This is a genomic window from Kitasatospora griseola, from assembly GCF_014648555.1.
In the GTDB taxonomy this organism is placed as follows: Bacteria; Actinomycetota; Actinomycetes; order Streptomycetales; family Streptomycetaceae; genus Kitasatospora; species Kitasatospora griseola.
Map to the genome: position 1 here is coordinate 1 of NZ_BMRI01000029.1, position 23,207 is coordinate 23,207.

Below are 23,207 nucleotides of genomic sequence, written 5' to 3' on the forward strand. Positions count from 1 at the left end.
ACAACGACCACACCGGCCAACCCGTCAAGCGCTCGCTGACCGCCTACGACCACTAACCCTTGGCATCAATCATCTAGAGGGTCTGGCTACCCCAAGCGGCTACCCCCTGCCTGACGACCTGTTTCGGCGCGCAAAGTTGTGTCCCCGCACGGTTCGGAGCGATCGGGGACAGCGTGACCAACGAGCTACTTGCACAACTTCGGGCAGAACAGTTCGAGCAGGCGCGTACGGCGTGCGCCTACCTAGGGAGTGCGCTCAACTCCATCGGTGTCGTGCTGCCGGGACTCAAGGTGGAGCAGGCGGAGTCGGGCGACTGTCGGTTGGCACTCGGCAACTTGGACATTGATCCCGGTAAGGAGTTGGCGTTCGCCGTTCTCGCAGGCGCGTCGGTGCTCCACGCGATCAAGGCGGTCCCGAACGCCGGCGAACTGCTGGTCGACACGTCTACAGGCCGACTCGGCAAGTTCCGCGGCGTGGAGGGCGAACGGTGGCGGCTCGCCGGGGTGTTCGGCAACGGCGAGCCGTGGACGGCTGATCCGCACAACGTAAGGGAGGCGACCGTCAACGAACGGGTCCGTGCGGACATGGCGGCCGTCATCGGCGGGAAGGCAGGGTAAGCGGTGACGCGCTTGACTGCCTTGACGGGCCTTGTGGTGCTCGGATTTGGCGCTGTGCCAGCTGGCGCGGTACTCGCGTTCGCAATGCTGGCACCGGATGACGGGGTGCGGTGGGTGGCGTGCTTCGTCGCCCTGGCGCTCGCCGTGATCGGCGGCGCATACGGCCCGGATTGGCTCGAAGCGTGGCAGCGCCACAGACGGGCCCGCGCTGCCGCAGGGACCGGACGATGAGTGCCGAGGCCGAGACACCGCACGAACTCGCCAGCACTGTCCAACGGGCAGATGTCCCGGCCTGCCCCACCGAGTAGCCCCAACAACTCCCGTTTGGGTCGCGTGCCAACCCCGCGAACGAAACGGGTGCACCACCCGACCGGTCACCCGATCGGCCGGACGCTCGATCACCCCTAGGCGGAGAAATGACGACCAACCTGTACGCGCTGCCGACTGAGGGCCTGGCGCTGGCCAAGGCGTGCGGCGGCAACAGCGGCGACGGCGAGTCCGAGTCGTGCGCGACCATCGGTGCCATCCCGGGCGCGGTGGACGCCTACGCGCTCGGTGACAGCAAGCTGGGCAACGGTTCACCGCTGCTCCGCTTCACCGGGGCCGAGCTGGACGCCCTCGCCGACCGGATCACCGTCATCCGGGGCACGGCGGTCTGAGTTCCAGGCTGACGCACCACTGAATCACACGGGGGTCGCTGGTCTGAGTCTCAGTCAGACCAGCGGCCCCCGCTCCGTGGAGGATAACCCCAGTGACAGAACTCGCCCACTTCCATGGCTACGGCCCGTGGATCGGTAGGCCCGACCAGTACCACGCCGAGTACCTGCGGCGCCCCGCCCCGTTCAACACGGAATGGCGCGACATGGTGGACGCGATGAAGCGCCCCGACCAGGAGGCATATCTCCGGTTCGAAGAACGGACGATTCCGCCGATGCGTACCGGGCATTGGCTGTTGCGTCGACCGGACTGCCTTGCAGGCCAGACGTGGAGGGAATCGAAGGAAGCGGCGGAGTGGTTGGCCGGCGAGTTCGAGCGCCACCCGCCGGTGCCGCTTCCGGACGGCCGCCCGATCCACCCGGGGCTCTCCGCCAAGGTGGAGTACGCGGCTGCCGCGCTCACCAACGGCACGGACGTGGTGTGGATGCACTACCTGCCCGGGGACTACATGTTCAACGCGTGCGTGGTCGTATGTCCGAACCGGCACTTGCCCGATCTCCCCTGTCCGCTTCCCCCCTCGTGATCGGAGAAGACTGCATGGCGCTGGCAACCCTGGTCGGCTCCGAAGCGGCTGAGGCACTGCTACGTGCCTGCCCTGTCGAACCGGCGGTGTACCGCCGTGACGGGTCCGAGCTGGACGAGCGAATCACGCTGCCTTTCATGGGGGCGTACATCGACCACGGGCTGACGGACCCCGCGTTCACGGCCGCTGTGAAGGACGGGAAAGCCGTTCACCCGGGACGGTTCTCACGGGACGGCAGGATGCGTCCCGGGAAGCTGCGGGAGCTGTTCGAAAGCGGGCACACGGTCAACCTGCGGTATCTGCAAACGCGAGTGCCGTACGTGGCCGAGCTGTGCCGCGAGATCGAAGCGGAGACCGGGTACACGCTGTTCGTCTCGGGCTTCGTCACCCCGCCCGGAGCGCAGGGGCTCAGGCATCACTGGGATCAGTTCCTTGCCGTGGTGACACAGCTTCACGGCCGCAAGCGCTGGCCGATCTGGCGTCCGGAAGTGGAGTTCCCGGTGGACGAGTACCTGTCGTCTCCCACCACGTGGACGGCAGAGATGCAAGAGCGGTGGAACAGCACCGAGCCGTACGCGGTGTTCGACCTGAACCCTGGTGACACGCTGGTCATACCGCGCGGGTGGGTCCACAGCCCGCACTGCCTCCCGGACGATCCTGATCCGTCGCTGCACCTGACTTTCGCTCTGCGGGAGCGCGTGCCGCTCGACCTGGCGGAAGCCCTGGTGCATACCGCGCTCGAACGTCCCGAGTTCCGGGCCGGTATCGCACCGAGCCGGCTCACCCCCGAGACCCTGCCTGCGACGCTGACAGACGTGCTGGCGCAGACAGTTCGACACCTGGCTACCACTGATCCGGCGGACGTCGCGGATGCCATTCGCGCGGCACTGTTCTCGGAACCCGCCGGACAGGGTCACAGGCCGGGGCACGGCCGTTAGCGAATTCACTTGGCATGCAAGTGAAAGCGGTACCGGTCCATGCCTACCCGCGCCCCTGACTGGCCCCGTCCGCATGAGCAGTAGCGGACGAGGCCGGGTCGTCAGCCCCGCTCGTCCTGGTCTGTCACGAAGCTACCCATGCCGAACTCGGTCCGGACCAGCTTCCGCCGCCGAAGTTCCGTGAACACCTTCGCCGAGGTTGCCTTCGCAAGACCGAACTCGGCCTGCACCATCGGGCCGGTGATCATCGAACCGGGCGTAAAGCCGGAGTCTCCGCGTTCGATGCGGGCAGCAAGCTCGGCAGCAACCTGCGGCCACTTCGGGCGGGTCGGGTCAAGGTCGGTCACAGCTCCACGCTAGCGGGCTGCATGCCGCTACGCCGCCCCACCGGAGCGCATGACTACCTATAGATAGCTATAGGCTGGTCCCGTATTTTCAACAAAAGGACCCCCAGTAGTCGGGCCTAATCGACTGCCGGGGGCCGTCCGGACAGCTAGTTGGGAGCTGAACGAACATGCGACACCTTATCGTCCGCACTCTGCGCTACATCCTGTGCTTGGCACTGCCCGCCCGGGGCAAACGCCGCATCACCGAACTCGCCACCGCGCCGACCAACGAACCCGTCGCGCATGACCAGCCCGTACAACACGCACACGCGAAGATCCAGGAACAGCCGCTTCCCGGTCCAGTGACCCGCCCATACATCGACCGCAGCAGGTGGCTTGCCGAACTGGACGAAATGCAGAGCCAGTACGAAGAGATGCAGCGCCAGCGAGCGCGGCGCGAAGCACTCCGCGCGGTCGTGCTGGGGCTTCCGGACACCGGCTACACCTACCCCGGTGCGCACACCCTCGCTGGGGCGGTGGCGTGATGAGTAGGGCCTATATCAAGCATGTCCGAACCGACCGGGCCGAAGGCAACACGCAAGGGCTCGCCGCGCTTCTCAAGGCAGGGTGGAGCATCCGGGCCGGTCTCAGTTGGCCGGTGGTCTACGCGCCCCGCCACCGGACCGACAGGGCCCCGTGGGTGGATTCCAGCGGCACCCGGAGACACGCTCTGGAGTGCTGGGCGATACCGCCCGAGTAGCGGCAGTGAACAGAAGCCCCGTCCGGTCTGATCCGGGCGGGGCTTCCGCACGTCAGGGGCCACGTGATAGCCATGTGCCCAAAGATTGATCAAGGGGTGGAAATGACGAAGCAAAACAAGACGTGGGCACTCATGGCCGTGGCCGGTGTGCTGGCGCTGACTGCCTGTAGCTCAACCGGCACCAGCAAGGACAAGGCAACTGCCGACCCGAAGCCGACTGCCAGTGCACCCGCCGCACCGGCCAGCAGCCCGGCCGCGCAGACGACCAGCGAAGCCCCGAAACAGCCGTCCGGCATCCCGTCACCCGACAAGGCACAAACTGTCGCCCTGGTGGCCGCTCTGAAGGCCGTAGACCCCGCCCTGGCGGCCAAGGAAGACAAGGCGGTCGACCGGGCCCGGAACATCTGCCAGGAGATCAAGAGCGGCAAGGATGCTGCCACGGTCGAGAAGAACGCGGCGGCCCGGTTCACGGGCGGTTCGGTGACCGTGACGCCGGAACAGGCAACCGCGATCGTTGCCGCCGTGAAGGGGTCGTTCTGTAGCTGACGCACCACCAGAGAAGCCCCGTCCGGCATGGTCCCGGGCGGGGCTCTTTCTGTTCTGATCAGGCGCTCTCACCACTTGCAAGGGTGTAGGGTCCACCCCGCGCCCCCGACTTCCCGCCGTGCGGGGCTACTTCGCCGCAGCCCCCTCCGCCACGGCCGCCGGCTCGGCCGGGACGGCCTTCAGCGCGGCGGCCTTGCGGATGCCCGGGATGGCGAGGGTGACCAGGCCGGCCAGGACGGCCGCGCCGGCGCCGATCACGAAAGCCGTGCGGAACCCGCCTTCCGACGGCAGTGCGCGGCCGTGGAAGTCGATGGTCATGTGCGCCAGCACCACGCCGATGACGGCGGAGGAGGTGGAGGTGCCGATGGACCGCATCAGGGCGTTCAGACCGTTGGCGGCGGCGGTCTCGGAGGCCGGCACGGCGCCCATGATCAGTGCGGGCATCGCCGCGTAGGCGAACGCGATGCCGCCGCTGATCAGGCAGGAGAACACCAGGACGCCCCAGGCGTGGCCCATCAGGGCGAGCGCGGCGAGGTAGCCCGCGGTGATGATGACGGCGCCGACCAGCAGCGAGACCTTGGGGCCCTTGGCCCGGGACAGCTTGGCGGAGATCGGCGAGAGCAGCATCATCACCAGGCCGGCGGGGGCCATCCACAGGCCGGCCTGGACCATCGACTGCCCGAGGCCGTAGCCGGTGCTGGTGGGCAGCTGGAGCAGCTGCGGGGAGACCAGGCTCATCGCGTACATCGCGAAGCCGATCACCACGGAGGCCAGGTTGGTCATCAGCACCTGGCGGCGGGCGCTGGTGCGCAGGTCGACCAGCGGCTGCTCGGTGCGCAGCTCCCACCAGCCCCAGACGGGGAGGACGACCGCCGCGACGGCGAACATGCCGAGGGTGGAGCCGGACGCCCAGCCCCAGTCGCCGCCCTTGGAGACGGCGAGCAGCAGGGCGACCAGGCCGATGGTGAGGCCGATGGCGCCGACCACGTCGAAGCGCCCGCCGGAGCGAACGGGCGATTCGGGGACGAACGCGACGACGGCGCCGGCGATCAGCGCGCCGAGTGCGGCGGAGATCCAGAACAGGGCGTGCCAGCTGGTGTTCTCGGCGATGACGGCGGACAGCGGCAGGCCGAACGCACCGCCGATGCCGAGCGAGGAACTCATCAGCGCCATCGAGGAGCCGAGCTTCTGCGGCGGCAGTTCGTCGCGCATGATGCTGATGCCGAGCGGGATGACGCCGGCGCCGACGCCCTGCAGTGCGCGGCCGATCACCATCGGCGCGAGCGAGCTGCTGAGGCCGCAGACCACCGAGCCGACGACCAGCAGGGCGAGGCTGATCAGCAGCACCCTGCGCTTGCCGTACATGTCGCCGAGTCGGCCGAGCACCGGGGTGGCGACGGCGCCGGCCAGCAGGGTGGCGGTGATCGCCCAGGACGCGTTGGCGGCGGTGGTGTGGAGCAGCTGCGGCAGTTGGGGGATCAGCGGGACGACCAGGGTCTGCATCAGCGAGACCACGATGCCCGCGCCGGCGAGCACTCCGACGACAGGGCCGGTGCGTGCCTGACTCATGGGGTTCTTCTCTTCTCTCTGACTACGATATGCATGATGCATATAATGTGTACCATACATATTTACTGCCCGCGGGATATGCTGCCGAAAAGTGACGCACGGGACGGAGGAGCATGCGGCACGCCAAGGAACTCGCCCTGATCGAGCGGGAAATGATGCTGCTCAGCCGCCACCAGGTGCTCGCCACCGCCCGCACCTCCGGCAGCCCCGACAGCCTCGACCGCAGCGCGTACACGCTGCTCAGCCGGATCGAGACCGAGGGCCCGCTCACCATCGGCCAGCTCGCCGAGGCGTTCGGGCTGGACACCTCCACCGTCAACCGGCAGACCGCCGCCATGCTGCGGGCCGGCCTGGTCGACCGGATCCCCGACCCGGACGGCGGGGTGGCGCGCAAGCTGCGCATCACCGAGGAAGGCCTGCGCCGCCTCCACCACGACCGCGACTGGTCGATCCAGGGACTGGCCAAGGTGGTCGACGAGTGGACGGCCGAGGACCTCGCCGGGTTCGCCGGGATACTCGAACGCTTCAACCGCGACATCGAGAAGATCCAGGGCCGCCCCTGGCCGCGCGACTGACGACCCGTCCCGCCCCCGCCTTCCTCCCGGCCCCGACCCGGCGTCAATTCGCGCCGCCGGACGCTCCCCCGACCGCGTTGCACCCGAGCGGGTGGCCGGTGCGCCTCGGCCTGGGAACTGCCGGGTAAAACCTGTCACCCGGAGCCCGGCACCCGTCCCCGGCGAAACGATCAGGCCCTACGATCGCCCCAGGAGCGGGCGCCCGGGGCCCCGGGTCGAACCGCGCGGGAAAGGGCGGGCGAGGCGTGGTGGCCGAAGCGGTGATTGATCTCAATGCGGATCTCGGCGAGGGCTTCGGCCGCTGGAGCCTCACCGACGACGAAGCCCTGCTCTCGGTGGTCACCAGCGCCAACGTCGCCTGCGGCTTCCACGCCGGCGACCCGTCCACCATGCGGCGGGTGTGCGCGCTGGCCGCCGAGCGCGGGGTGCGGATCGGCGCCCAGGTCTCCTACCGCGACCTCGCCGGGTTCGGCCGCCGCGCGATGGACGTCCCGCCGGAGGAGCTCGCCGACGAGATCGCCTACCAGATCGGCGCCCTCCAGGTGTTCGCCCGCGCCGCCGGCTCCCGGGTCTCCTACGTCAAGCCGCACGGCGCCCTCTACAACCGGGTCGTGCACGACAACGAGCAGGCGGAGGCGGTGGTCTCGGGCGTCCTGCGGTCCGGCGCGATCTGCGACGGCCCGCTGCCGCTGCTCGGCCTGCCCGGCTCCCGACTGCTGGCCGTCGCCGAGGGCGTGGGGCTCCCGGTCGTCACCGAGGCGTTCGCCGACCGCGCCTACACCTGGGCCGGCACCCTCGTGCCGCGCCGCGACCCGGAAGCCGTCGTCCACGACCCCGAGGCGGTCATCGCCCGTGCGGTCGGCATCGCCCGCGACGGCACCGTCGCGGCCCTCGGCGGCGAGCCCATCGCCGTCCAGGCCCGCTCGCTCTGCGTCCACGGCGACACCCCCGGCGCGGCCCAACTCGCCTGGCGGGTCCGGGGCGCGCTGGCCTCCGCGGGCGTCCGGGTGGAGGCCTTCACCTGACGGGCCGTCGCCGCCGAAAATTCCTCGAATTCGTGGCCCTGCGACCGCCCGGAAATGCCCCTCCCGCGCCCTCCGCGACACCCGCACGCCCCTCGCGCCCCCACCCGCGACCGTGGCGGCGGACCCCCTCCGAAACCCCCCGCGGCGCGGCCTGCGCGCCCTCGCCATACCGCCTCTGACCTGGCGTTTTCTCCAATTTCCCCTAGGGTTGGGGCACTGCCCGAGCACATCGGAGGGGACACTGTGACGGATACGTACGACGCCAGCTCGATCGTGGTGCTGGAGGGCCTGGAGGCGGTCCGGAAACGGCCCGGGATGTACATCGGCTCAACCGGCGAGCGGGGCCTGCACCACCTGCTGTACGAGGTGGCGGAGTCGGCCATGGACGAGGTGCTGCTCGGGCACGCCGACCGGGTGGAGGTCGCCCTGCTGGCCGACGGGAGCGTGCGGGTCACCCACGACGGCGTCTACCGGCGGCCCCTCGACGAACAGTTGACGGTCCTGCACCTGGGCGCGCGCCGGGGCGGCCGTCACGTCATCAGCTGGTTCGACCTCGGCCTCTCCGTGGTCAACGCGCTCTCCGACCGACTGGTCGCCGAAGAACGGCACGGCGGAGTGACGAACCGCCAGGAGTACTCCCGCGGCGAGCCGGTCGCCCCACCGCACCCGACGGGCCCGGCGGACGGCACCGGCACGACCATCACCTTCCGGCCCGACCCGGAGATCTTCGAGACGGTGACGTTCGACCGCTCCACCCTGACCGAGCGTTTCCGCGAACTCGCCGCACTGAACCGCACCTTGGACCTGACCCTGACCGACGCACGCGGGGACGTCCCGCACACCGAGCGCTTCCACTCCCCCGACGGCGTCCGGGAGTTCCTCGCCCGCCTCGGCGCCGACCCGGCCGAGGCAATCGTCGTCGAACACGAGGACGACCGGATGGGCGGGTCGATGGCGATCGCCCTCGCCCCGGCCGGCGACAACGAACCGCAGATCGCGACGTTCGCCAACTCCCGCCGCATCGACGACGGCACCCACCTGGAGGGCTTCCGCGACGGCGTGGCCGCCGTACTCGGCCCCGACGCCCGGCTGACGGCGGTCGTCTCGGTGAAGCTGGACGAACCGAGCTACGAAGGCTCCTGCCGCGAGATCCTCGGCAACACCCCGGTCCGGGCCTGCGTCGCCGAAGCCGTCCAGCAGGCGCTGGAGACCTGGCGGGACGAACACCCGGAGCGGGCGGCCGCGCCGACCACCCGCTGACGCCGCCTCAGACCTCGACCCGAGCCTGCCCCGGGTCGAGGTACCGCACCGCCACCCCCGCACTGTGCGGCGCCAGCAGCTCGGCCAACTCTCCTGCGGCGAACGCCAACTGCCCCTCGTCCGGCTGCAGCGTCTCCAACAGGAACAACGCTTCCACCGATTGCTCGGTGACCCGGGTACGGTGTGCGTCCCGATGGTTCCAGTGCCGAGTGAGAACACCCGCCGCATCCCGGTAGATCACCTCACCCGCCTTCGGCCGCTCCACCGCCTCCGGCTCCCCGAGCGGCGTGAACTCCTCACCGCCATCGGCGAACCCGATCACCACCTCCCCGTCCACCGCCGCCAGATCGAACGCCCCGGCAGGCAGCCCGTGTCGGACGGACACCGCGTTGTACGAGTCCACCGCCGCGTTGATCCGCGGCAACACCCCCTGCTTCGCCAGCCGCCGCCCCAGCGCATCCACACTCGGCCGAACCCGCCGCGGATTGGTGCCGAAGGCTCGATACGCGGCATGCCACACCCCGATCCGCGAATCACCCTCGTCCGCCGGCCGCCAGACGCCTTCGGCAAGTTCCCGCTCCAACCGCTCGATCACGGCAACGGTCTCGGGCCACGGCTCGGCCCCACGAATGCCCCGGGCGGTGACGAGGGCAATCCGAGTGTCGGGAAAGGCCTCGGCCACAGCCGGGTGCAGGTGCACAGACGCCATCCGGATGGTGCTCCGTTCAGAGAGATGCGGACGGACAGGACGCGGGCATCCGCACGCGATGCGCCACGCTCGATTCGGACAGATGAGTGGAGTGCGGGGCGACGAGAACAGCCCGACGACCACAACAACACCCGGGCCACAGCCCGGCGGTGCGGTGCACCTGGCACTCGCCCCTTCCAGCAGGAACCGAAAACCGGCACGCCCGCCACACGGCGACGACAGTCGTTCGACGAGCCGTCGGCAGGCCGAACACGGCTCCGCGCCGGCGACAGCGCGGCGCTACGGCGCAGCCGCCAACCCCAGGCCTCCCTTGCCTGGGCCAAAACCCGCATGCCGACCGAACGCCGCACGGCGACAGCCGAACGGCGAGCCGTCGACAGGCCGAACGCGGCTCCGCGCCGGCGACAGCGCGGCAGTACAGCGCAGCCGCCACCCCAAGCCCCGGACCAGGCCGAGCCGAAGCCGGCGTGCCGACCGGGTGCCGCACCGCGACAGCGGGCACGCGCGACGGCGGCACGCCGGTCCCGGGCCGCTGCCGGCCGCTGAGCTCCGGCCCGGAGGCCCGAGATCGCGCGCCCATTCACACCAGCGCCAGCAGGCCGACCGCGAGGGCGGCGGTGCCGAGGCCGGCGAGTTGGGTGCGGTGGATGCGTTCGGCGAGGACGGCGCGGGCGAGGAGGACGGTGCCGGCCGGGTAGAGGGCGGTGATGACGGCCACGACGGTGAGGTCGCCGGTGCGGGCGGCCAGGAGGAAGAGGACGCTGGCGGTCGAGTCGAGCACTCCGGCTGCTGCCGCCAGGCGGTACGCGGGGCGTTCGGGGCCGAGCCGGCGGCGCCAGATCGCGGCGGCGGTCAGGGTGAGTGCGGAGGTGACGGTCCGTCCGACGATCAGTGGGGCGATGCCACTGCCGGTGGGGGCCTGGTGGAGGCAGACCAGCTGGACGGCGATCGCGGTGCCCGCCCCGAATGCGAGCAGCAACGCGGTCCGGGAGACCCGGGCCCGGCCGTCCGCCGTGCCCGCGCTGACCAGCACCACGGCCGCCAGGGCCAGGGGCAGGCCCAGCAGCCCGGCGGTGCCGAGGTGTTCACCCTGCAGCAGACCGACGGCGACCGGCAGTACCGCCGACACCAGGGCCGTCACCGGAGACAGCACGTTCATCGGGCCGATCGCCAGCGTGCGGTACAGCAGCGCGAAGGCCGCCGCCGAGGCCGCGCCGGAGGCCGCGCCCCAGCCGATCGCCGCCGCGTCGAACGTCGCGCCGAGCAACGGCCACATCGCCAGCTCGACCAGCAGACTGGCGGGGGCGGCGATCAGCACGGTGCGCAGCACGTGCGCCCGGCGCGAGCCGAGGCCGCCGAGGAAGTCGGCGCAGCCGTAGGCGAGCGAACTGCCGAGGGCCAGCAGCAGAGCGATCATGGCATTTCCCCAACCGTGGAGCGGAACACCGGAACGGTACAGCAGACTGTACGCAGCAGACCAACACACTGATCGCTCGAACTGTTCCGCCCGCCCGCACACGACCGGAAAGCACTTGCCGCACCCCGCGCCCGGCTGCTCTGCTCACCCCCATGAACCCCACGAACCCGACGAACCCCACCAACCCTGCGAACCCCACGGACATCCGGCTGCGCACCGACCGGCTCACCCTGCGCCGCCTCTCCCCCGCCGACCTCCCGGCCGTCACCGCGCTGTGCGGCGATCCGCAGGTGATGCGGCACCTGGAGGACGGCCGCCCGATGCCCCCGGCGCAGGTCGCCGACGAGGTGCTCCCGGCGCTGCTGCGCGAGTACGAGCGGCTGCCGGCCGGGCTCGGCTGCTGGGCGCTGGCCACCGATGAGGAGCCGTTCCTCGGCTGGGCCGCGCTGCGTCCGGCGCACTCGGTGGGGTTGGAGACCGGCCCGGCCGGCGGGCTGGAGGTCGGGTACCGGCTGCTGCCCGCCGCCTGGGGGCGGGGGTACGCGAGCGAGGCGGCCGTCGCTCTGGTGGGTGCGGCGTTCGACGAGTTGGGGGCGGAGCGAGTGGTGGGCACCACCATGGCGGTGAACTCCGCGTCCCGCCGGGTGCTGGAGCGGGCCGGACTGCGCCACGTCCGGACGTTCTTCGAGGACTGGCCGGACCCGATCCCGGGCAGCGAGCACGGCGACGTGGTGTACGAGCTGACCCGCGCCGAGTGGGCGGCCCGGGACGTCGACTGACGGGCCGCCGAAACGACAACTGCCGTCAACTGTCCAGGAACGACAGGAACTTCGGCCAGGCGTCCAGGTGCGCGGCCTCGTTCGCCTCGGCGTCGCCGCCCAGGTCGAGCGGGGCGCCGATGAGCGGGGTGGCGGTGCTCCCGGCGGGCAGGTACGGGAGGCCGGCGACCGCGTGTCCGGCACCGGGGTAGAGCAGGGCCTGCCGGTTCGGCGCGGCGGCGGTGGGGGTGCCGATCTGCCGGGCCCAGCGCGGCGCGGGCCAGAGCCGGTCGTTCTCTCCGGCGACGGCCAGGATGGACGCGGGGATCCGGTCCAGCGCGATCGGCCCGGTCGGGACGGGTACGCCGTTCTCGGTCCAGGCTGTCCCGTCCGGCAGGCCGCCGTTGATCTCGGCGGACGGCGCGAACACCACCACCCGCCGCACCAGATCGGGCAGTTGGGCGGCGACCAGCAGGGCGAGCTCGCTGCCGCGCGAGTTTCCGTCGATGGCGATGCCGGTGGCGCCCGTCCGTTCGGCGAGCAGCCGGGCCGCACCGACCGTGTACTCGACGGGGACGTTCTGCAGGGTGGGCGGCAGTCCGGACAGACCGAAGTAGGCGATGGACAGCGCGGGGTGGCCGTGCGAGGCGAGCAGCGCGGCGGCGTCGACGCCCGAGTTGCCGCCCCCGGAGCCGCCGAACAGCAGGACCGGGGTCTTGGCGGGCGTCCCGGCGGGCGGCAGGAAGAGGGTGCCGCGCACGTGGTCGGTGTCGAGGTTCAGCTCGGTGTGGGTGACGCCGTCGACCGTCCACCGGCGGGTCACGGTGTGCTCGGCGGCGGCCAGGCCGTCGGCGGTGGCGGTGATCCGGACCGGGAAGTCGGGAGCGGTGAGGGGCGACGGGGGGCTGAACACCGTGTTGACGCTGCCGTTGGTCGGGAGCATCGACCAGAACAGGCCCATCCCGTCGGCCTGGCGGTAGGAGCCGCTGATCGGCGCGTCCCGGTCGAGGCTGACCGTGCCGTTGCGGTCCGCGCGGTAGACGCCCGTGGACTTCCAGCCGATGCCGAGGAGGTCCTCGGCCTCGGCGGTGACGGTCACGTCCTGGCCCTGCCGCAGACCGGCCAGCACCAGGTGCACGGGCTGGTCGACCAACGCGTCCTTCTCGTCGGCGGTGATCACCAGGTGGTGCCGACCCGATCCCGACGTGCAGCCGGCCGATCCGGTGAGCAGCAGCGCGGCCAAGGCGGCGGAGCCCAGCGCGCGGCGGGTTGTCCAGACCATTCCATCCCCCTGTGTCGCGGAGCATTCTGCACCCGGCGGGAGCCGCGATCAACCGCCCCGGTCCCGAACTTCCGCTCCGGGCGCGGAGGTTGGACGCCCGAACGATCCTGCGCAATTCATCGCCCGATACGCATGGAAATATTCACATATGCCCGGTTGCGAACTCCGCGACACCTGGAGCCCCTATCATGCGGCCACGCCGGACCGAGCCCCCGAGCCGCCGCCGGACCACCCCACGAGCGAACAGGACTGACGCCATGCTGAACCATCGAGCGATATCCGCGGGGGTAGTCCGGTGATCGACTGGTTCCACGGGGCCGTGCTCGGCCTGGTGCAGGGCCTGACCGAGTTCCTGCCGGTCTCCTCCAGCGCGCACCTGCGGGTGTTCTCCGCCCTCGCCGGCTGGGACGACCCGGGCGCGGCGTTCACGGCGGTGACGCAGCTGGGCACCGAGTCCGCGGTGCTGATCTACTTCCGCCGCGACATCGGCGCGATCATCAAGGCCTGGACGCTGTCGCTGTTCAAGGCGGAGTGGCGGAGCGACCGGAACGCGAAGCTCGGCTGGTACGTGATCGTCGGCACGCTGCCGATCGGCATCATCGGCAAGCTGTTCCAGGACACCATCGAGACCACCCTGCGCGATCTGCGCCTGATCGGCACCACGCTGATCGTGTTCGGCCTGATCCTCGCCGTCGCCGACCGCTCGCGCGCCGTCCGCAACGCCCGCCCGATCAGCTCGCTGACCTTCCCGCACGCCCTGATCTACGGCGCGGCCCAGTCGCTGGCGCTGATCCCGGGCGTCTCCCGCTCCGGCGGCACCATCAGCGCCGGCCTGTTCCTCGGCTACAGCCGCGAAGCGGCCGCCCGCTACTCGTTCCTGCTGGCCATCCCGGCGGTGCTCGCCTCCGGCGCCCTCGAACTCTTCAAGATCGGCGAAGGCCCGGCCCCGGCCTGGGGTCCGACCATCCTGGCCACCCTGATCGCCTTCGCGGTCGGCTACGCGGCCATCGCCTGGTTCCTGAAGTACATCTCGAACAACAGCTTCATGCCGTTCGTGATCTACCGCGTCCTGCTCGGCGTCACCATCATCGGCCTGGTCACCGCCGGCGTCCTCGCCCCGGACGCGGGCGCGGTGCACTGACCGCCGCCACCCTCGAAGCGGTGCACTGACCGCCGCCACCCTCGAAGCGGTGCACTGACCGCCGCCACCCTCGAAGCGGTGCACTGACCGCCGCCACCCTCGAAAGGGCGGGCCCCGGAGCCTCCGGACGGCCCGCCCTTCTTCGTGCCGCTCGCGCCCTGCTTCACACCCCCGGAGCCGCTCCGACGCGACACGCCGACCCACCGGCATCCTTGGTGAATCGATCAAATGTGCGATTAGATGCCATGCCATGACACTCGCTTGGAAACTGGTCGTGGACAGCGCCAACGCCTCCACCATCGCCGAGTTCTGGGCCGCCGCCCTCGAGTACGAGGTCGAGGACCCCACCGCGCTGATCGACTCGCTGCTCGCCGCCGGCCGCCTCCCCGCCGCCGCCGTTCTCGAACACCCGGACGGGCGCAAGGAGTTCCGCGGGTACGCGGCCGTCCGCCACCCCGAGGACCCCTACGACCCGCTGAGCGGCATCGGCAAGGGCCGTCGCATCCTGTTCCAGGACGTGCCCGAGCCCAAGGCCGGCAAGAACCGGCTGCACCTCGACGTCCACTCCGACGGCCGGCTCGACGCCACCGTGGACCGGCTGGAGTCCCTCGGCGCCACCCGCGTCAAGGAGCACGACCAGGGCCCGATCGGCCACTGGTGGGTGATGCTCGACCCGGAGGGCAACGAGTTCTGCGTCGCCTGACCGGCCGTCACACCGTCAATGGGCGGACCGCCGTGACAGGCCGACGGCGCGTCACAGCTCGGGCGCGCCGTCGGTGAGGTGGTCGCCGAGCGGGGTGCGGTGGTAGAGGACGCGGCGGCCGAGCCGGGTGCGGTCGACCAGGCCGGTGTCGCGCAGGACGGCCAGGTGGCCGCCGACCGTGCCCACCGACTGGCCCATCAGGGCGGCGAGTTCGCTGGTGGTGGCGGGGACGTCGAGATGGCGGAGGATCACCGCACGGCCCGCGCCGACCAGCCGGGCGAGGGCCCGGTCGCCGCCGGACGCGGGGCCGGCGACGCCCGTCCCGCGGGCCGGGTAGACCAGTGCGTGCGGCCGGCCGGGCGCGTGGCACAGCCAGGAGCTGCGGCGGGCGCTGACCGGGACGAACAGCATGCCGTCCGCGCCGACCACCCGGTCCGGGCCGGGCTGGTCGCTGAACCGGATGGCGTCCGCGCCGACCCACGCGCTGCGGCGGTTCATCAGGTGCAGGGCCCGCGGCCAGCCGTGCGCGGCCAGCAGCCCGGCCCGGTGGGTGACGTCGCGCTGCAGGACGGCCCGGCGGGCCGGCCAGTCGGCGGCGACGTGGGTGTCCCAGACCTCGCGGAACAGCTCGGCGGCCCGCGCCCCGTGGTCACGTCCGGTGAACCAGTCCAGCTGCTGCCGGTCCTCCCAGCTGTGCGCCACCGACAGCCGCAGGCTCTCCCGCACCGCCTCGTCCGGCACTCGCGCCACCTCGGCGAGTTCGGACTCCAGGGTGGTCTCCATCCCCCCGCCCGGCGGCACCACCAGATGGTCCGGCAGGTACTTGGTGGCCGAGATCAGTCCGACCAGCCCCCGCGCGTACGGGTCCGTCCGCAGCCGGTCGTGGAACGCCACCCGGTGCCGGGCGTGCCACTGCGGATGCCACGAATCGGCTGCGGGCCGGGCGAGTTGGACGATCGTCGCGAGCGTCTCGGCGAACGGCGACAGGGCGAACCGGGAGCGCGACAGCGCCAGCGAGTCCAGTCTCAGCATCACCACGACGAAGTCCGCCCTTCCTCCAGGTTTCGGTGAACGGCGAAACGATAGAGCCCCGGCGGCGCACCCTCGCACACTCTGCGGATGCTTCCACCACTCCTTCACCACTCCGGCTTCCGCCGGTTCTTCACCGGCCGCGCGATCTCGCTGTTCGGCAGCGCGATGGCGCCGGTGGCGCTGGCGTTCGCGGTGCTCGACGGCTCCGGCCGGGCCGCCGACCTGGGCGTCGTGCTCGCCCTGCGGACGCTCCCCATGCTGGCGTTCCTGCTGCTGGGCGGCGCGATCGCCGACCGCCTGCCGCGCCGCACCGTCCTGCTCACCACCCACCTCGGGGCCGGCCTCACCCAGGGCGCGGTCGCGGCCCTGCTGCTGACCGGCCACTACGCACTCGGCCCGATCGCCGCCCTGGAGTTCCTCAACGGCCTGCTCACGGCCTTCACCTCGCCCGCCCTGGTCGGCGTCCTGCCCGAGCTCGTCCCGCGCGAGCAACTGCGCCCCGCCAACGCCCTGTTGGGCATCGCCGCGAACGGCAGCAAGGTGTTCGGCCCGGCCCTGGCCGGACTGCTGGTGGCGAGCGCGGGCGCCGGCTGGGCGGTGGCCGTCGACGCGCTCAGCTACCTGCCGGCCGCACTCTGCCTCGCCCGGCTGCCCGCCGGCCGGATCCGCAGCCAACGGGCCGCCCTGCTACCGGAGTTGCGCGAAGGCTGGACGGCGTTCCGGCGCACCCGGTGGATCTGGTGGACGACCTGGTCGTACTGCGCGACCAACCTGCTGCTCACCGGGCCCTGGCAGATCCTCGGCCCCCAGCTCTCCGGCCCCGCCCTCTGGGGCACCCTGCTCGGCGCCCGGGGCGCCGGCCTGCTGCTGGCCGGCGCCGTGCTCTACCGGCTGGCCCTGCCCCGTCTGCTCGCCGCCGGTCAACTCGCGGGCCTGGCACTCCCGTTGCCGCTGCTCGCCCTCGGCCTGCACGCCACCGTCCCGTGGCTGGTCGCCGCCGCCCTCGTCGCCGGCCTCGGCAGTGCGCTCGCCGCCACCGCCTGGGACACCTCGCTCCAGGAACACCTGCCGGCCGATGTGCTCTCCCGGGTCGCCTCCCACGCCGACGTCTTCTCCTATCTCGCCATCCCCCTGGGCCAGTTGGCCTGCGGCCCGCTCGCCGCCCATTACGGCCCGCACACCGTCGCCGCCGCCACCGCCCTCGCCCAGGCCGCCCTGACGCTGCTCCCGCTCCTCGCCCCGTCCGTCCGCACCCTCCCGCACGGCCGACCGGCCGTGGCCTGACCCGTCGCCGGCCGGAGCGTCACGCGTACCGGACCAGCAGGCCGTGGCGGTAGCGGGCGGTCCGGGCGAGGAACGTGCGCAGGGCGGCGTACTCGGCGGCGAGGTGGTCGAGCGCGTGCGGGTCGTCGTCCCCGAGTTCGGCCGGGTCGAGGCCGGCGGCCAGGACGTCGAACGGAAGGTCGGCCAACCGGCGTTCGACAGCCGCGACCTGCTCGGGCATGAGGAGGCGGGGCGGGCCGTAGCCCCAATCCTCCGCGCCGGGGAGCGGCCGGTCGCCGTGGACGAGGTCGGCGGGAAGGTCGCAGCGGCCCAGCAGCACGGCCAGCTCGTCCCAGGCCGGCCCGGTCTCGTGGAGGCGCCGCTCGGAGGGCGCGCGCAACTCTTCCCGCTCCGTCTGTTCGTCCCTGAACTCCTCGGCCCAGCCCGGCTGTTCGACGGCGCGGGCGAGGTCGGCGGCGGAGAGCCGGAGGTAGCTTCCGAGGATGCTCATGCGCGGCATCCTGGCAGCCGCCTGCGACAGCAGCGACTGGGACGGCCTAACGGCCGGAGCGCCCCGAGCGGCGGCGCACCAGCAGGGCGACCAGCGTGCCGATCACGGCGACGGCGATCAGGCCGCCGAGGACGATCGTCGTGGTGCTCTCGCCGTTGTCGTCGTCGGCCTTCTCGGTGCTGCCGGACGGCGTGGGCGACGGCGGGGCGCTGGCGGTGAGGGTGGCGGAGACCGAGGCGGCGGGGGCCGGGGCCGAGGGCGCCGCGGCGGCGGGCAGCGCGGTGGCACCAGCCGCGGCCGGGCGCAGCGCGAGGACGGGCGCGGGGTGCTCCGGCTTGGCGTCGCCCTGCGGGGTCTCGATCCACCGGTCGGTGTGACCGTCGGAGTAGTCGACCAGGGTCTTGAACACCACCGAAGTGGTGGACGGAAGTTGACGGACCTTCACGCTGTACTCGGCGGCCGCGCCGGGCGCGAGGGCCGGGCCGGCGACCGTCCAGCCGTCGGCGGTGGGGGTGAAGGCCCAGCCGTCGGGGGTCTTGTCGGGCGTGATGTCGGCGGGGGCGAGCCCGGCGGGCAGCGTGACCTTGACGTCCGTGATGCCCGCAGTGGAGGACTCGCCCTCGGCGGAGAAGGTGACGGTGGCATCGACGGCGAGCGCCTGCGCGGTCGAGGAGTTGACCTCGACGTGCGCGGCGGCGGGGCCGGCCACCCCGAGGACCACCCCCAGGCTGAGGAGGGCGGTCAGGGCGTGGCGAGGCGCTCGCGGTCGCTGCATGGGCGTGACTCTACCGGTCGCGGGCCGTCAAGCGGCCGCGAACGGCGGCGTGGACCTCGGCTTCTTCGGCCGGGTCGGCGGCCAGGCGGCGCAGGCGTTCGAGAACGCGGGCGTCGCCCGTGGTGATGACATGGGTGGCGGCGAGCTCCCGGGTGGACTCCTCGCAGTCCCACAGGCACTCGACCGCGGGCCCCTCCCCGAAGTACGGGTCGGTGACGGCCAGGGCCTGGGCGGCCCGGCCGCGCAGCTCCGAGGAGACCGCCTCGCCGTAGACGTGCCGCAGGGCGGGCACCGCGGCGTGGGCGCGCAGTCGGCCGATGCCGTCGACGAGGCTGCCGAGGCCGGTGCCGGTGACGCCGTTCAGGGAGATCCATTGATGGAGTGCGGCGACCACCAGCGGGGCGTCGCAGGCTTCGCCCGCGTCGGCGAGGAGGCGGACGGCGGCTTGGCCGAGGGCGCTGTCGGCACTGCCGGTCGCCGGGTCGGCCCAGCGGCGGGCGTGCGTGAGCGCCTCGGGACCTCGCATCCGGCCGAGCAGTTCCAGCGCGGTGGCGACGATCCGGTGGTCCAGGTCGGCGGCGGCGGCCTCGATGTGCTCGGCTGCGGCCGGGTCGCGCTGCTCGACCAGGTACCGCAGCGCGGTGCAGCGGGCGCCGGCCGGGCCGCCGGCGGCGGCCTCGTGCAGCAGCGGCGCGTCCTCGGGTCGGACCACGGCGGTCAGGCAGCGGGCGGCCGCGGCGGCGCGCCTGGCGAGCGCGCCGGGCTCGCGGCCCTCGCCCTGATCGGCCCAGGCGAGCACGTCGGCCGTGGACCAACCGGGCGTGACGCCTTGGCGGTTGAGTTGTCGCTGCCACAGGTCGAACGGCGACTGCTCGCTCGCGGTGGCGACCCGTGGATGGTGGACGGCCCACAGCCGCCACACCCGCGGCTCGTACGCGGCGCGGATGGCTTCGCGCAGTTCGGCGTCGCCCTCCGGGTCGGCCGGGAAGCGGCGCAGGACGGCCGGGGCGAGGGCGAGCAGGGCCTCGTCGGAGTCGCGCAGGGCGAGCTCGTCGAGGGCCCAGGCCCAGTTGGTCCCGGTGGTGGTGTAGGCGCGCAGCAGGTCGAGGGCGTCGCGGCGGCCGTAGCCGGCGAGGTGGCCGAGTACGGCCAGGGCGAGGCCGGTGCGGGCCTCGTCGGTGTCGGTGGCGTCCTCGGGGGAGGTGAGGTGGAGTTCGAGGCCGGTGAGGGGGGCCTCCAACTCCATGTAGAGCCGGGCGTAGTACAAGGAGCGGTTCTCGACCTGCCAGTCGGCGCGGGGGTCGTTGGTCACGCAGCTCTCGACGGCGGCGATCGCCTCGTCGCGGTCTGCGGCCAACGCATGCAGCTGCCCGTCTCCGCGACCTCTCTGGAGGAGGCCGAGTAGGCTGGCGCTGGGCGCTATCACTGGCTCGAACATGAGGTCAGCATCCGTTGCGGCGGTCGTCAAGGCAACGGGATTTCCGTCGCCGGGGTCGGTTGGCACAGCTCAGGCGCCCGGGCGCCGGAATCACCGAAGGTTACCGCCTGGGGGGCCGATCCGCACACAGGGCAACGGATTTCCGCAGGTACGGGCCCGCAGGGGGCGGCTCCGCCCGCGCGGAACCGGATCCGTCCGTACCGGATCGACCGGTTCCGGACGCTCGACCCGGCGCCGCGCGGGCCCGCCGCCGGGAGCGGCTCGGCGTGGCTCAGATCGGCCGGGACTCGCGGGGCGCGGGCAGTGCGGCGCGGATCCGTTCGCGCAGCTCGGCGACGGCCGGGCGGTCCTGGTGGCGGGCGGAGAGCCGGTCCATCGCGCGCAGCCGGTCCCAGGTGCGTCTGGAGGAGGTCTGGTCGATCCCGTCGAGGACCCGGTCGGCCTGCGCCACGGCCGCGTCCGGCTCGTCGGCGATCCAGTGCACGGAGGCGAGGGTGATCCGGTCGAGCAGGGCGGAGCGTTCCCGGCCGCTCTTCTGCCGCAGCCGGATGGCCTGCAGGGCGTGGTGGGCGGCCAACGGGACGGCGGCGGCGTCGTGTTCGGCGAGGGTGCGGTGGACCAGGGCCTGCATGCCGTGCAGTTCGGCCTCGTCGAACAGCTGCATCCAGCTGGGAGTGGGCCCGTCGGCGTCCTGGACGAACAGCTGCTCGGCCTCGCCCAGGGCCCGGTGGGTGGCGTCGGAGCGGCCGAGCGAGGCCTGCGCCCAGGCTTCGACGGTGCACAGCATGGCGCGGGTGCGGGGCAGTGCGCCGTCGGCGGGGCGGGTGCCGGCCCGGGCCAGCTGCATGAGTTCGAGGGCGTCGTCGGCGCGGCCCAGGTGGAGCATCTGGCGGGCGGCGCGGGAGACCGCCTCGGCGGCCCGGGGGCGGTCGCCGGCCTCCCTGGCGGCCTGCGCGGCGATCACGAAGTAGCGCTGGGCGGTGGGTTCGAGGCCGACGTCGTGGGACATCCAGCCGGCCAGCACGGCGAGGTTGGCGGCGACCGTCCAGAGCCGGCGTTCCAGGGCGACGGGATGGCGGTGCGCGAGCAGCCCGCCGACCTCGTTGAGTTGGCCGACCACGGCCTTGCGCTGGAGGCCGCCGCCGCGGGAGGCGTCCCAGGCCCGGAACACCTCGACCGAGCGTTCGAGGGCGGCGACCTCCTCGTTGCCGACCGGGCCCGGTGCGTTGACGTCGGCCACTACGCCCGTGGCCGGGAGGCGGCGGGGACCGGGGCGGGCGGCGGCGTCGGTGGCGCCGCCGGTGAGCCAGTCGTGCAGGTTGTCGGCGATGACCGCGCCCGCTGCGAGGGCTGCGGAGGCGCCGACCAGTCCGCGTCTGTTCAGCATGAGGTCCATTCCCGTGAACTCGGTGAGGACCGCGGCCGTCCGATCCGGTGCCCCGGGCTCCGTCGGCGGCGCTGCCGTGTTGGCGGACCTGGCGGGTCGGTGCCGTTCGAGACCTAGGTCCTCGGTGGTGACGACACGGCCGAGCCGCTCGGTGAACACGGCCGCCAGCACCCTCGGCACCGGGTCGCGCGGGATCTCTCCCTGCTCGATCCAGCGCCGGACCCGGGAGGTGTCGGTGGACAGCTGCTGCTCGCCCAGTGCCGCACCCCGCCGGTTGACCAGCCGTGCCAATTCGCCCTTCGACCAGCCGGTCAGTGCGAAGTGGTCGGCCAACCTGCTGTTCGGCCCCCTGCTCAAATGAGCCCCCAGGTTCATCGGCTGAGCCCGACCCTAGTCGTTCTGTCACATGCCAAGCGACCATTCGCCAGGGTTCGCCAGGGTGCGCTATGTGGTGTGCCAGTGCCGATCGGGTGTCAGGTAGGAATGCGCCAACCCGACTTCGCGTCGGAACGGCCCCCGACCGGCCCGGATGTCGACCCGACGGCTCGTCAGGAGCCGTTCCCGACCGACTGGTTCAGGGGGTGGCGCGACCGGGTGGCGCGGGGGCTCCGGGCACGGCACGGACGGTCGGATCGGACGCATTTCCCCAGGGTGCGGACGGTTCGGTGGGCCTGCTCCGCGCCCGGTGCCCGCGCCCCGCCCGGCGGCCCGGTCCCAGCCCGCCCGGGCCTCGTGAAGCTTTGCCGCCGGTCAAGGAAGGACCCTCACCCGCCCATGTACTCCACAGCCAGTACCGGTACTCGCCCGACCGCCCCGATCGGGGTGGACGGCGCGGTCGCGCGCCCTCAACGCTCCGGTCTGCGACACCCGACCGCCGGCGCGGGCCGTCCCGTGCAGCGCGCCGTGGAGCTGCGCGACCCGCGCGGGCGCACCACCCTGGTGACCCGCCCGATGCCGGAGCAGCCGGGCCGGTTCGGCCGTCCGGCGCCCGGGCGGGGCGGGGAGGCGTTCGTGGACCGGGTGGATCCGGCCGCGCTGCAGACCCCGGCGGTGCGTGCGGTGCTCGCCAACGTCGCGCGGATATGTCCGGCGTTCCTCCCCCGGCAGGTGCTGCGGGAGGGCACTCGGCACGTCCTGGTCGCGGGCACCATCGGCCGGGCCCCGGTGGTGGCCAAGTGCCTGGCGCCGGCGGCGCTGCGCGGTCCGCAGGCGGCGCAGCTGGTGGACCGGTTCCACCACGAGGTGGCGGTGTACCGGGCGTTCGTGCGGCACCGTCCGCCGGTGCGGATGCCGCGGCTGGTGGCGGCGGACCACGACCGCTGCGTGCTGGTGCTGGAGCGGGTCCCCGGCCGTCCGGCGGCCCGCGAACGGCACCCGGCGAACGCGCCGACCCCGGGCGAGGTGCGGGCGGTGCTCGGCGCGGTGCGCACGCTGAACCTGTGGCGCCCGCCGACGGACGTGTTCGACCAGCCGCTGGACTACCAGACGGAGATCGCCCGGTTCCACTCGCTGGGCCTGCTCACCGACCGGGACGCGGGCGACCTGCGCGCCCTGCTGCACGGCCTGGCCGCGGTGCCGCGACAGCTGTGCCACGGCGACGCGCTGCTGGGCAACATGCTGCTGGCGCCGTCCGGCCCGGTGCTGCTCGACTGGGAGCAGGCCGGCTGGTACCTGCCGGGCTACGACCTGGCGGTGCTGTGGAGCGTGCTGTCGGGCGACACCGCGGCCCGCCGGCAGATCAGCCAACTCGCCCAGTCCGGCGGCACGCTGGCCCGGGACGCGTTCCTGGTCAACCTGACGCTGGTACTGATGCGGGAGCTGCGCATCCACGACCTCCCGGGGGCGGGCGAGGAGCAGCGGATCATGATCCGCCGGCTGTACGACGACGCGTCGCTGGCCCGCCGCGCGGTCCGCGCGGCGGTCGGCACCCGCTGA

The 23,207-nt window shown here is 72.5% G+C and carries 24 protein-coding genes; 14 read left to right on the forward strand and 10 right to left on the reverse strand.

Annotated features, from left to right (window positions below; translation table 11 throughout):
• Window positions 1-173 precede the first annotated feature (173 nt).
• The 4 genes from IEZ12_RS39260 (at window position 174) to IEZ12_RS27760 (ending at window position 2,795) form a co-directional block, all read left to right on the forward strand.
• The gene (locus IEZ12_RS39260) at window positions 174-617 is read left to right on the forward strand and encodes a hypothetical protein (RefSeq protein ID WP_229848158.1); all 444 of its coding nucleotides are present in this window, start codon (window positions 174-176) and stop codon (window positions 615-617) included.
• A gap of 416 nt (window positions 618-1,033) precedes the next feature.
• Complete coding sequence (locus IEZ12_RS27750; protein ID WP_189275708.1) at window positions 1,034-1,276, forward strand: DUF397 domain-containing protein; 243 nt, start codon at window positions 1,034-1,036, stop codon at window positions 1,274-1,276.
• Between the two features lie 92 nt (window positions 1,277-1,368).
• Window positions 1,369-1,857, forward strand: a complete 489-nt coding sequence (locus tag IEZ12_RS27755) for a hypothetical protein (RefSeq protein WP_189275709.1) — start codon at window positions 1,369-1,371, stop codon at window positions 1,855-1,857.
• 14 nt (window positions 1,858-1,871) lie between these two features.
• The gene (locus IEZ12_RS27760) at window positions 1,872-2,795 is read left to right on the forward strand and encodes a JmjC domain-containing protein (protein WP_189275711.1); all 924 of its coding nucleotides are present in this window, start codon (window positions 1,872-1,874) and stop codon (window positions 2,793-2,795) included.
• A gap of 101 nt (window positions 2,796-2,896) precedes the next feature.
• On the opposite strand, the gene IEZ12_RS27765 is transcribed toward IEZ12_RS27760, so the two are convergent.
• The gene (locus tag IEZ12_RS27765) at window positions 2,897-3,142 is read right to left on the reverse strand and encodes a GntR family transcriptional regulator (RefSeq protein ID WP_189275713.1); all 246 of its coding nucleotides are present in this window, start codon (window positions 3,140-3,142) and stop codon (window positions 2,897-2,899) included.
• Between the two features lie 209 nt (window positions 3,143-3,351).
• On the opposite strand from IEZ12_RS27765, the gene IEZ12_RS27770 reads away from it, so the two are divergent.
• Window positions 3,352-3,666 (forward strand): hypothetical protein, encoded by a 315-nt coding sequence (locus IEZ12_RS27770; protein ID WP_189275715.1) that lies wholly within the window; start codon window positions 3,352-3,354, stop codon window positions 3,664-3,666.
• A gap of 317 nt (window positions 3,667-3,983) precedes the next feature.
• Window positions 3,984-4,427: a DUF732 domain-containing protein gene (locus IEZ12_RS27775; RefSeq protein WP_189275716.1), complete on the forward strand. Its 444-nt coding sequence runs from the start codon at window positions 3,984-3,986 to the stop codon at window positions 4,425-4,427.
• A 126-nt stretch (window positions 4,428-4,553) separates the two neighbouring features.
• Here the strand turns inward: IEZ12_RS27775 and IEZ12_RS27780 are convergent, their stop codons facing one another.
• Entirely contained in the window at window positions 4,554-6,038 is a 1,485-nt protein-coding gene (locus tag IEZ12_RS27780; protein ID WP_229848160.1) for an MFS transporter, read from the reverse strand.
• Window positions 6,039-6,109: 71 nt separating this feature from the next.
• Between IEZ12_RS27780 and IEZ12_RS27785 the strand changes: the two genes are divergently transcribed.
• The 3 genes from IEZ12_RS27785 to IEZ12_RS27795 all read left to right on the forward strand — a co-directional run bounded on the left by IEZ12_RS27785 (window position 6,110) and on the right by IEZ12_RS27795 (window position 8,856).
• Window positions 6,110-6,571: a MarR family winged helix-turn-helix transcriptional regulator gene (locus IEZ12_RS27785; RefSeq protein ID WP_043908975.1), complete on the forward strand. Its 462-nt coding sequence runs from the start codon at window positions 6,110-6,112 to the stop codon at window positions 6,569-6,571.
• A 260-nt stretch (window positions 6,572-6,831) separates the two neighbouring features.
• The gene (locus IEZ12_RS27790; RefSeq protein ID WP_100589380.1) at window positions 6,832-7,596 is read left to right on the forward strand and encodes a LamB/YcsF family protein; all 765 of its coding nucleotides are present in this window, start codon (window positions 6,832-6,834) and stop codon (window positions 7,594-7,596) included.
• A gap of 243 nt (window positions 7,597-7,839) precedes the next feature.
• On the forward strand, window positions 7,840-8,856 hold the full coding sequence (locus IEZ12_RS27795; protein WP_229848162.1) for a DNA topoisomerase subunit B: 1,017 nt from the start codon (window positions 7,840-7,842) through the stop codon (window positions 8,854-8,856).
• Between the two features lie 7 nt (window positions 8,857-8,863).
• Here the strand turns inward: IEZ12_RS27795 and IEZ12_RS27800 are convergent, their stop codons facing one another.
• Together IEZ12_RS27800 and IEZ12_RS27805 are read right to left on the reverse strand one after the other, a co-directional pair.
• Complete coding sequence (locus IEZ12_RS27800; protein WP_189275718.1) at window positions 8,864-9,565, reverse strand: B3/B4 domain-containing protein; 702 nt, start codon at window positions 9,563-9,565, stop codon at window positions 8,864-8,866.
• 580 nt (window positions 9,566-10,145) lie between these two features.
• Entirely contained in the window at window positions 10,146-10,982 is an 837-nt protein-coding gene (locus IEZ12_RS27805) for an EamA family transporter (protein WP_189275719.1), read from the reverse strand.
• Window positions 10,983-11,134: 152 nt separating this feature from the next.
• On the opposite strand from IEZ12_RS27805, the gene IEZ12_RS27810 reads away from it, so the two are divergent.
• Window positions 11,135-11,761 carry a GNAT family N-acetyltransferase gene (locus IEZ12_RS27810; protein WP_189275720.1) on the forward strand — a complete coding sequence of 209 codons (627 nt, stop codon included), beginning with the start codon at window positions 11,135-11,137 and terminating at the stop codon, window positions 11,759-11,761.
• Between the two features lie 25 nt (window positions 11,762-11,786).
• Here IEZ12_RS27810 and IEZ12_RS27815 read toward each other — a convergent pair whose 3' ends face one another.
• Complete coding sequence (locus IEZ12_RS27815; protein ID WP_189275721.1) at window positions 11,787-13,022, reverse strand: acyl-CoA thioesterase/bile acid-CoA:amino acid N-acyltransferase family protein; 1,236 nt, start codon at window positions 13,020-13,022, stop codon at window positions 11,787-11,789.
• 298 nt (window positions 13,023-13,320) lie between these two features.
• Between IEZ12_RS27815 and IEZ12_RS27820 the strand changes: the two genes are divergently transcribed.
• Together IEZ12_RS27820 and IEZ12_RS27825 are read left to right on the forward strand one after the other, a co-directional pair.
• Window positions 13,321-14,163, forward strand: coding sequence for an undecaprenyl-diphosphate phosphatase (locus IEZ12_RS27820; RefSeq protein WP_369880759.1), 843 nt, complete (start codon window positions 13,321-13,323; stop codon window positions 14,161-14,163).
• A gap of 250 nt (window positions 14,164-14,413) precedes the next feature.
• Window positions 14,414-14,866 carry a VOC family protein gene (locus tag IEZ12_RS27825; protein ID WP_189275722.1) on the forward strand — a complete coding sequence of 151 codons (453 nt, stop codon included), beginning with the start codon at window positions 14,414-14,416 and terminating at the stop codon, window positions 14,864-14,866.
• A 51-nt stretch (window positions 14,867-14,917) separates the two neighbouring features.
• On the opposite strand, the gene IEZ12_RS27830 is transcribed toward IEZ12_RS27825, so the two are convergent.
• Complete coding sequence (locus IEZ12_RS27830) at window positions 14,918-15,898, reverse strand: ArsR/SmtB family transcription factor (RefSeq protein ID WP_229848165.1); 981 nt, start codon at window positions 15,896-15,898, stop codon at window positions 14,918-14,920.
• An 87-nt stretch (window positions 15,899-15,985) separates the two neighbouring features.
• Between IEZ12_RS27830 and IEZ12_RS27835 the strand changes: the two genes are divergently transcribed.
• The gene (locus tag IEZ12_RS27835) at window positions 15,986-17,182 is read left to right on the forward strand and encodes an MFS transporter (protein ID WP_189275724.1); all 1,197 of its coding nucleotides are present in this window, start codon (window positions 15,986-15,988) and stop codon (window positions 17,180-17,182) included.
• A gap of 19 nt (window positions 17,183-17,201) precedes the next feature.
• Here the strand turns inward: IEZ12_RS27835 and IEZ12_RS27840 are convergent, their stop codons facing one another.
• The 4 genes from IEZ12_RS27840 to IEZ12_RS27855 all read right to left on the reverse strand — a co-directional run bounded on the left by IEZ12_RS27840 (window position 17,202) and on the right by IEZ12_RS27855 (window position 21,629).
• On the reverse strand, window positions 17,202-17,672 hold the full coding sequence (locus IEZ12_RS27840) for a YfbM family protein (protein ID WP_189275725.1): 471 nt from the start codon (window positions 17,670-17,672) through the stop codon (window positions 17,202-17,204).
• Window positions 17,673-17,718: 46 nt separating this feature from the next.
• Window positions 17,719-18,447 carry a DUF1775 domain-containing protein gene (locus tag IEZ12_RS27845; RefSeq protein ID WP_189275726.1) on the reverse strand — a complete coding sequence of 243 codons (729 nt, stop codon included), beginning with the start codon at window positions 18,445-18,447 and terminating at the stop codon, window positions 17,719-17,721.
• Between the two features lie 10 nt (window positions 18,448-18,457).
• Complete coding sequence (locus tag IEZ12_RS27850; protein WP_100589318.1) at window positions 18,458-19,885, reverse strand: hypothetical protein; 1,428 nt, start codon at window positions 19,883-19,885, stop codon at window positions 18,458-18,460.
• 271 nt (window positions 19,886-20,156) lie between these two features.
• Window positions 20,157-21,629: a DNA-binding protein NsdB gene (locus tag IEZ12_RS27855; protein WP_189275727.1), complete on the reverse strand. Its 1,473-nt coding sequence runs from the start codon at window positions 21,627-21,629 to the stop codon at window positions 20,157-20,159.
• 417 nt (window positions 21,630-22,046) lie between these two features.
• On the opposite strand from IEZ12_RS27855, the gene IEZ12_RS27860 reads away from it, so the two are divergent.
• A complete protein-coding gene (locus IEZ12_RS27860; RefSeq protein WP_189275728.1) occupies window positions 22,047-23,207 on the forward strand; it encodes an aminoglycoside phosphotransferase family protein in 1,161 nt (386 codons plus the stop codon).

Coding starts and splice junctions, on each gene's coding strand:
- IEZ12_RS27750 (WP_189275708.1), top strand. CDS start 1,034: ATGACGACCAACCTGTACGCGCTGCCGACTGAGGGCCTGGCGCTGGCC.
- IEZ12_RS27760 (WP_189275711.1), top strand. CDS start 1,872: ATGGCGCTGGCAACCCTGGTCGGCTCCGAAGCGGCTGAGGCACTGCTA.
- IEZ12_RS27775 (WP_189275716.1), top strand. CDS start 3,984: ATGACGAAGCAAAACAAGACGTGGGCACTCATGGCCGTGGCCGGTGTG.
- IEZ12_RS27780 (WP_229848160.1), bottom strand. CDS start 6,038: ATGCATCATGCATATCGTAGTCAGAGAGAAGAGAAGAACCCCATGAGT.
- IEZ12_RS27785 (WP_043908975.1), top strand. CDS start 6,110: ATGCGGCACGCCAAGGAACTCGCCCTGATCGAGCGGGAAATGATGCTG.
- IEZ12_RS27800 (WP_189275718.1), bottom strand. CDS start 9,565: ATGGCGTCTGTGCACCTGCACCCGGCTGTGGCCGAGGCCTTTCCCGAC.
- IEZ12_RS27805 (WP_189275719.1), bottom strand. CDS start 10,982: ATGATCGCTCTGCTGCTGGCCCTCGGCAGTTCGCTCGCCTACGGCTGC.
- IEZ12_RS27810 (WP_189275720.1), top strand. CDS start 11,135: ATGAACCCCACGAACCCGACGAACCCCACCAACCCTGCGAACCCCACG.
- IEZ12_RS27815 (WP_189275721.1), bottom strand. CDS start 13,022: ATGGTCTGGACAACCCGCCGCGCGCTGGGCTCCGCCGCCTTGGCCGCG.
- IEZ12_RS27825 (WP_189275722.1), top strand. CDS start 14,414: ATGACACTCGCTTGGAAACTGGTCGTGGACAGCGCCAACGCCTCCACC.
- IEZ12_RS27830 (WP_229848165.1), bottom strand. CDS start 15,898: ATGCTGAGACTGGACTCGCTGGCGCTGTCGCGCTCCCGGTTCGCCCTG.
- IEZ12_RS27835 (WP_189275724.1), top strand. CDS start 15,986: ATGCTTCCACCACTCCTTCACCACTCCGGCTTCCGCCGGTTCTTCACC.
- IEZ12_RS27840 (WP_189275725.1), bottom strand. CDS start 17,672: ATGAGCATCCTCGGAAGCTACCTCCGGCTCTCCGCCGCCGACCTCGCC.
- IEZ12_RS27845 (WP_189275726.1), bottom strand. CDS start 18,447: ATGCAGCGACCGCGAGCGCCTCGCCACGCCCTGACCGCCCTCCTCAGC.
- IEZ12_RS27850 (WP_100589318.1), bottom strand. CDS start 19,885: ATGTTCGAGCCAGTGATAGCGCCCAGCGCCAGCCTACTCGGCCTCCTC.
- IEZ12_RS27860 (WP_189275728.1), top strand. CDS start 22,047: ATGTACTCCACAGCCAGTACCGGTACTCGCCCGACCGCCCCGATCGGG.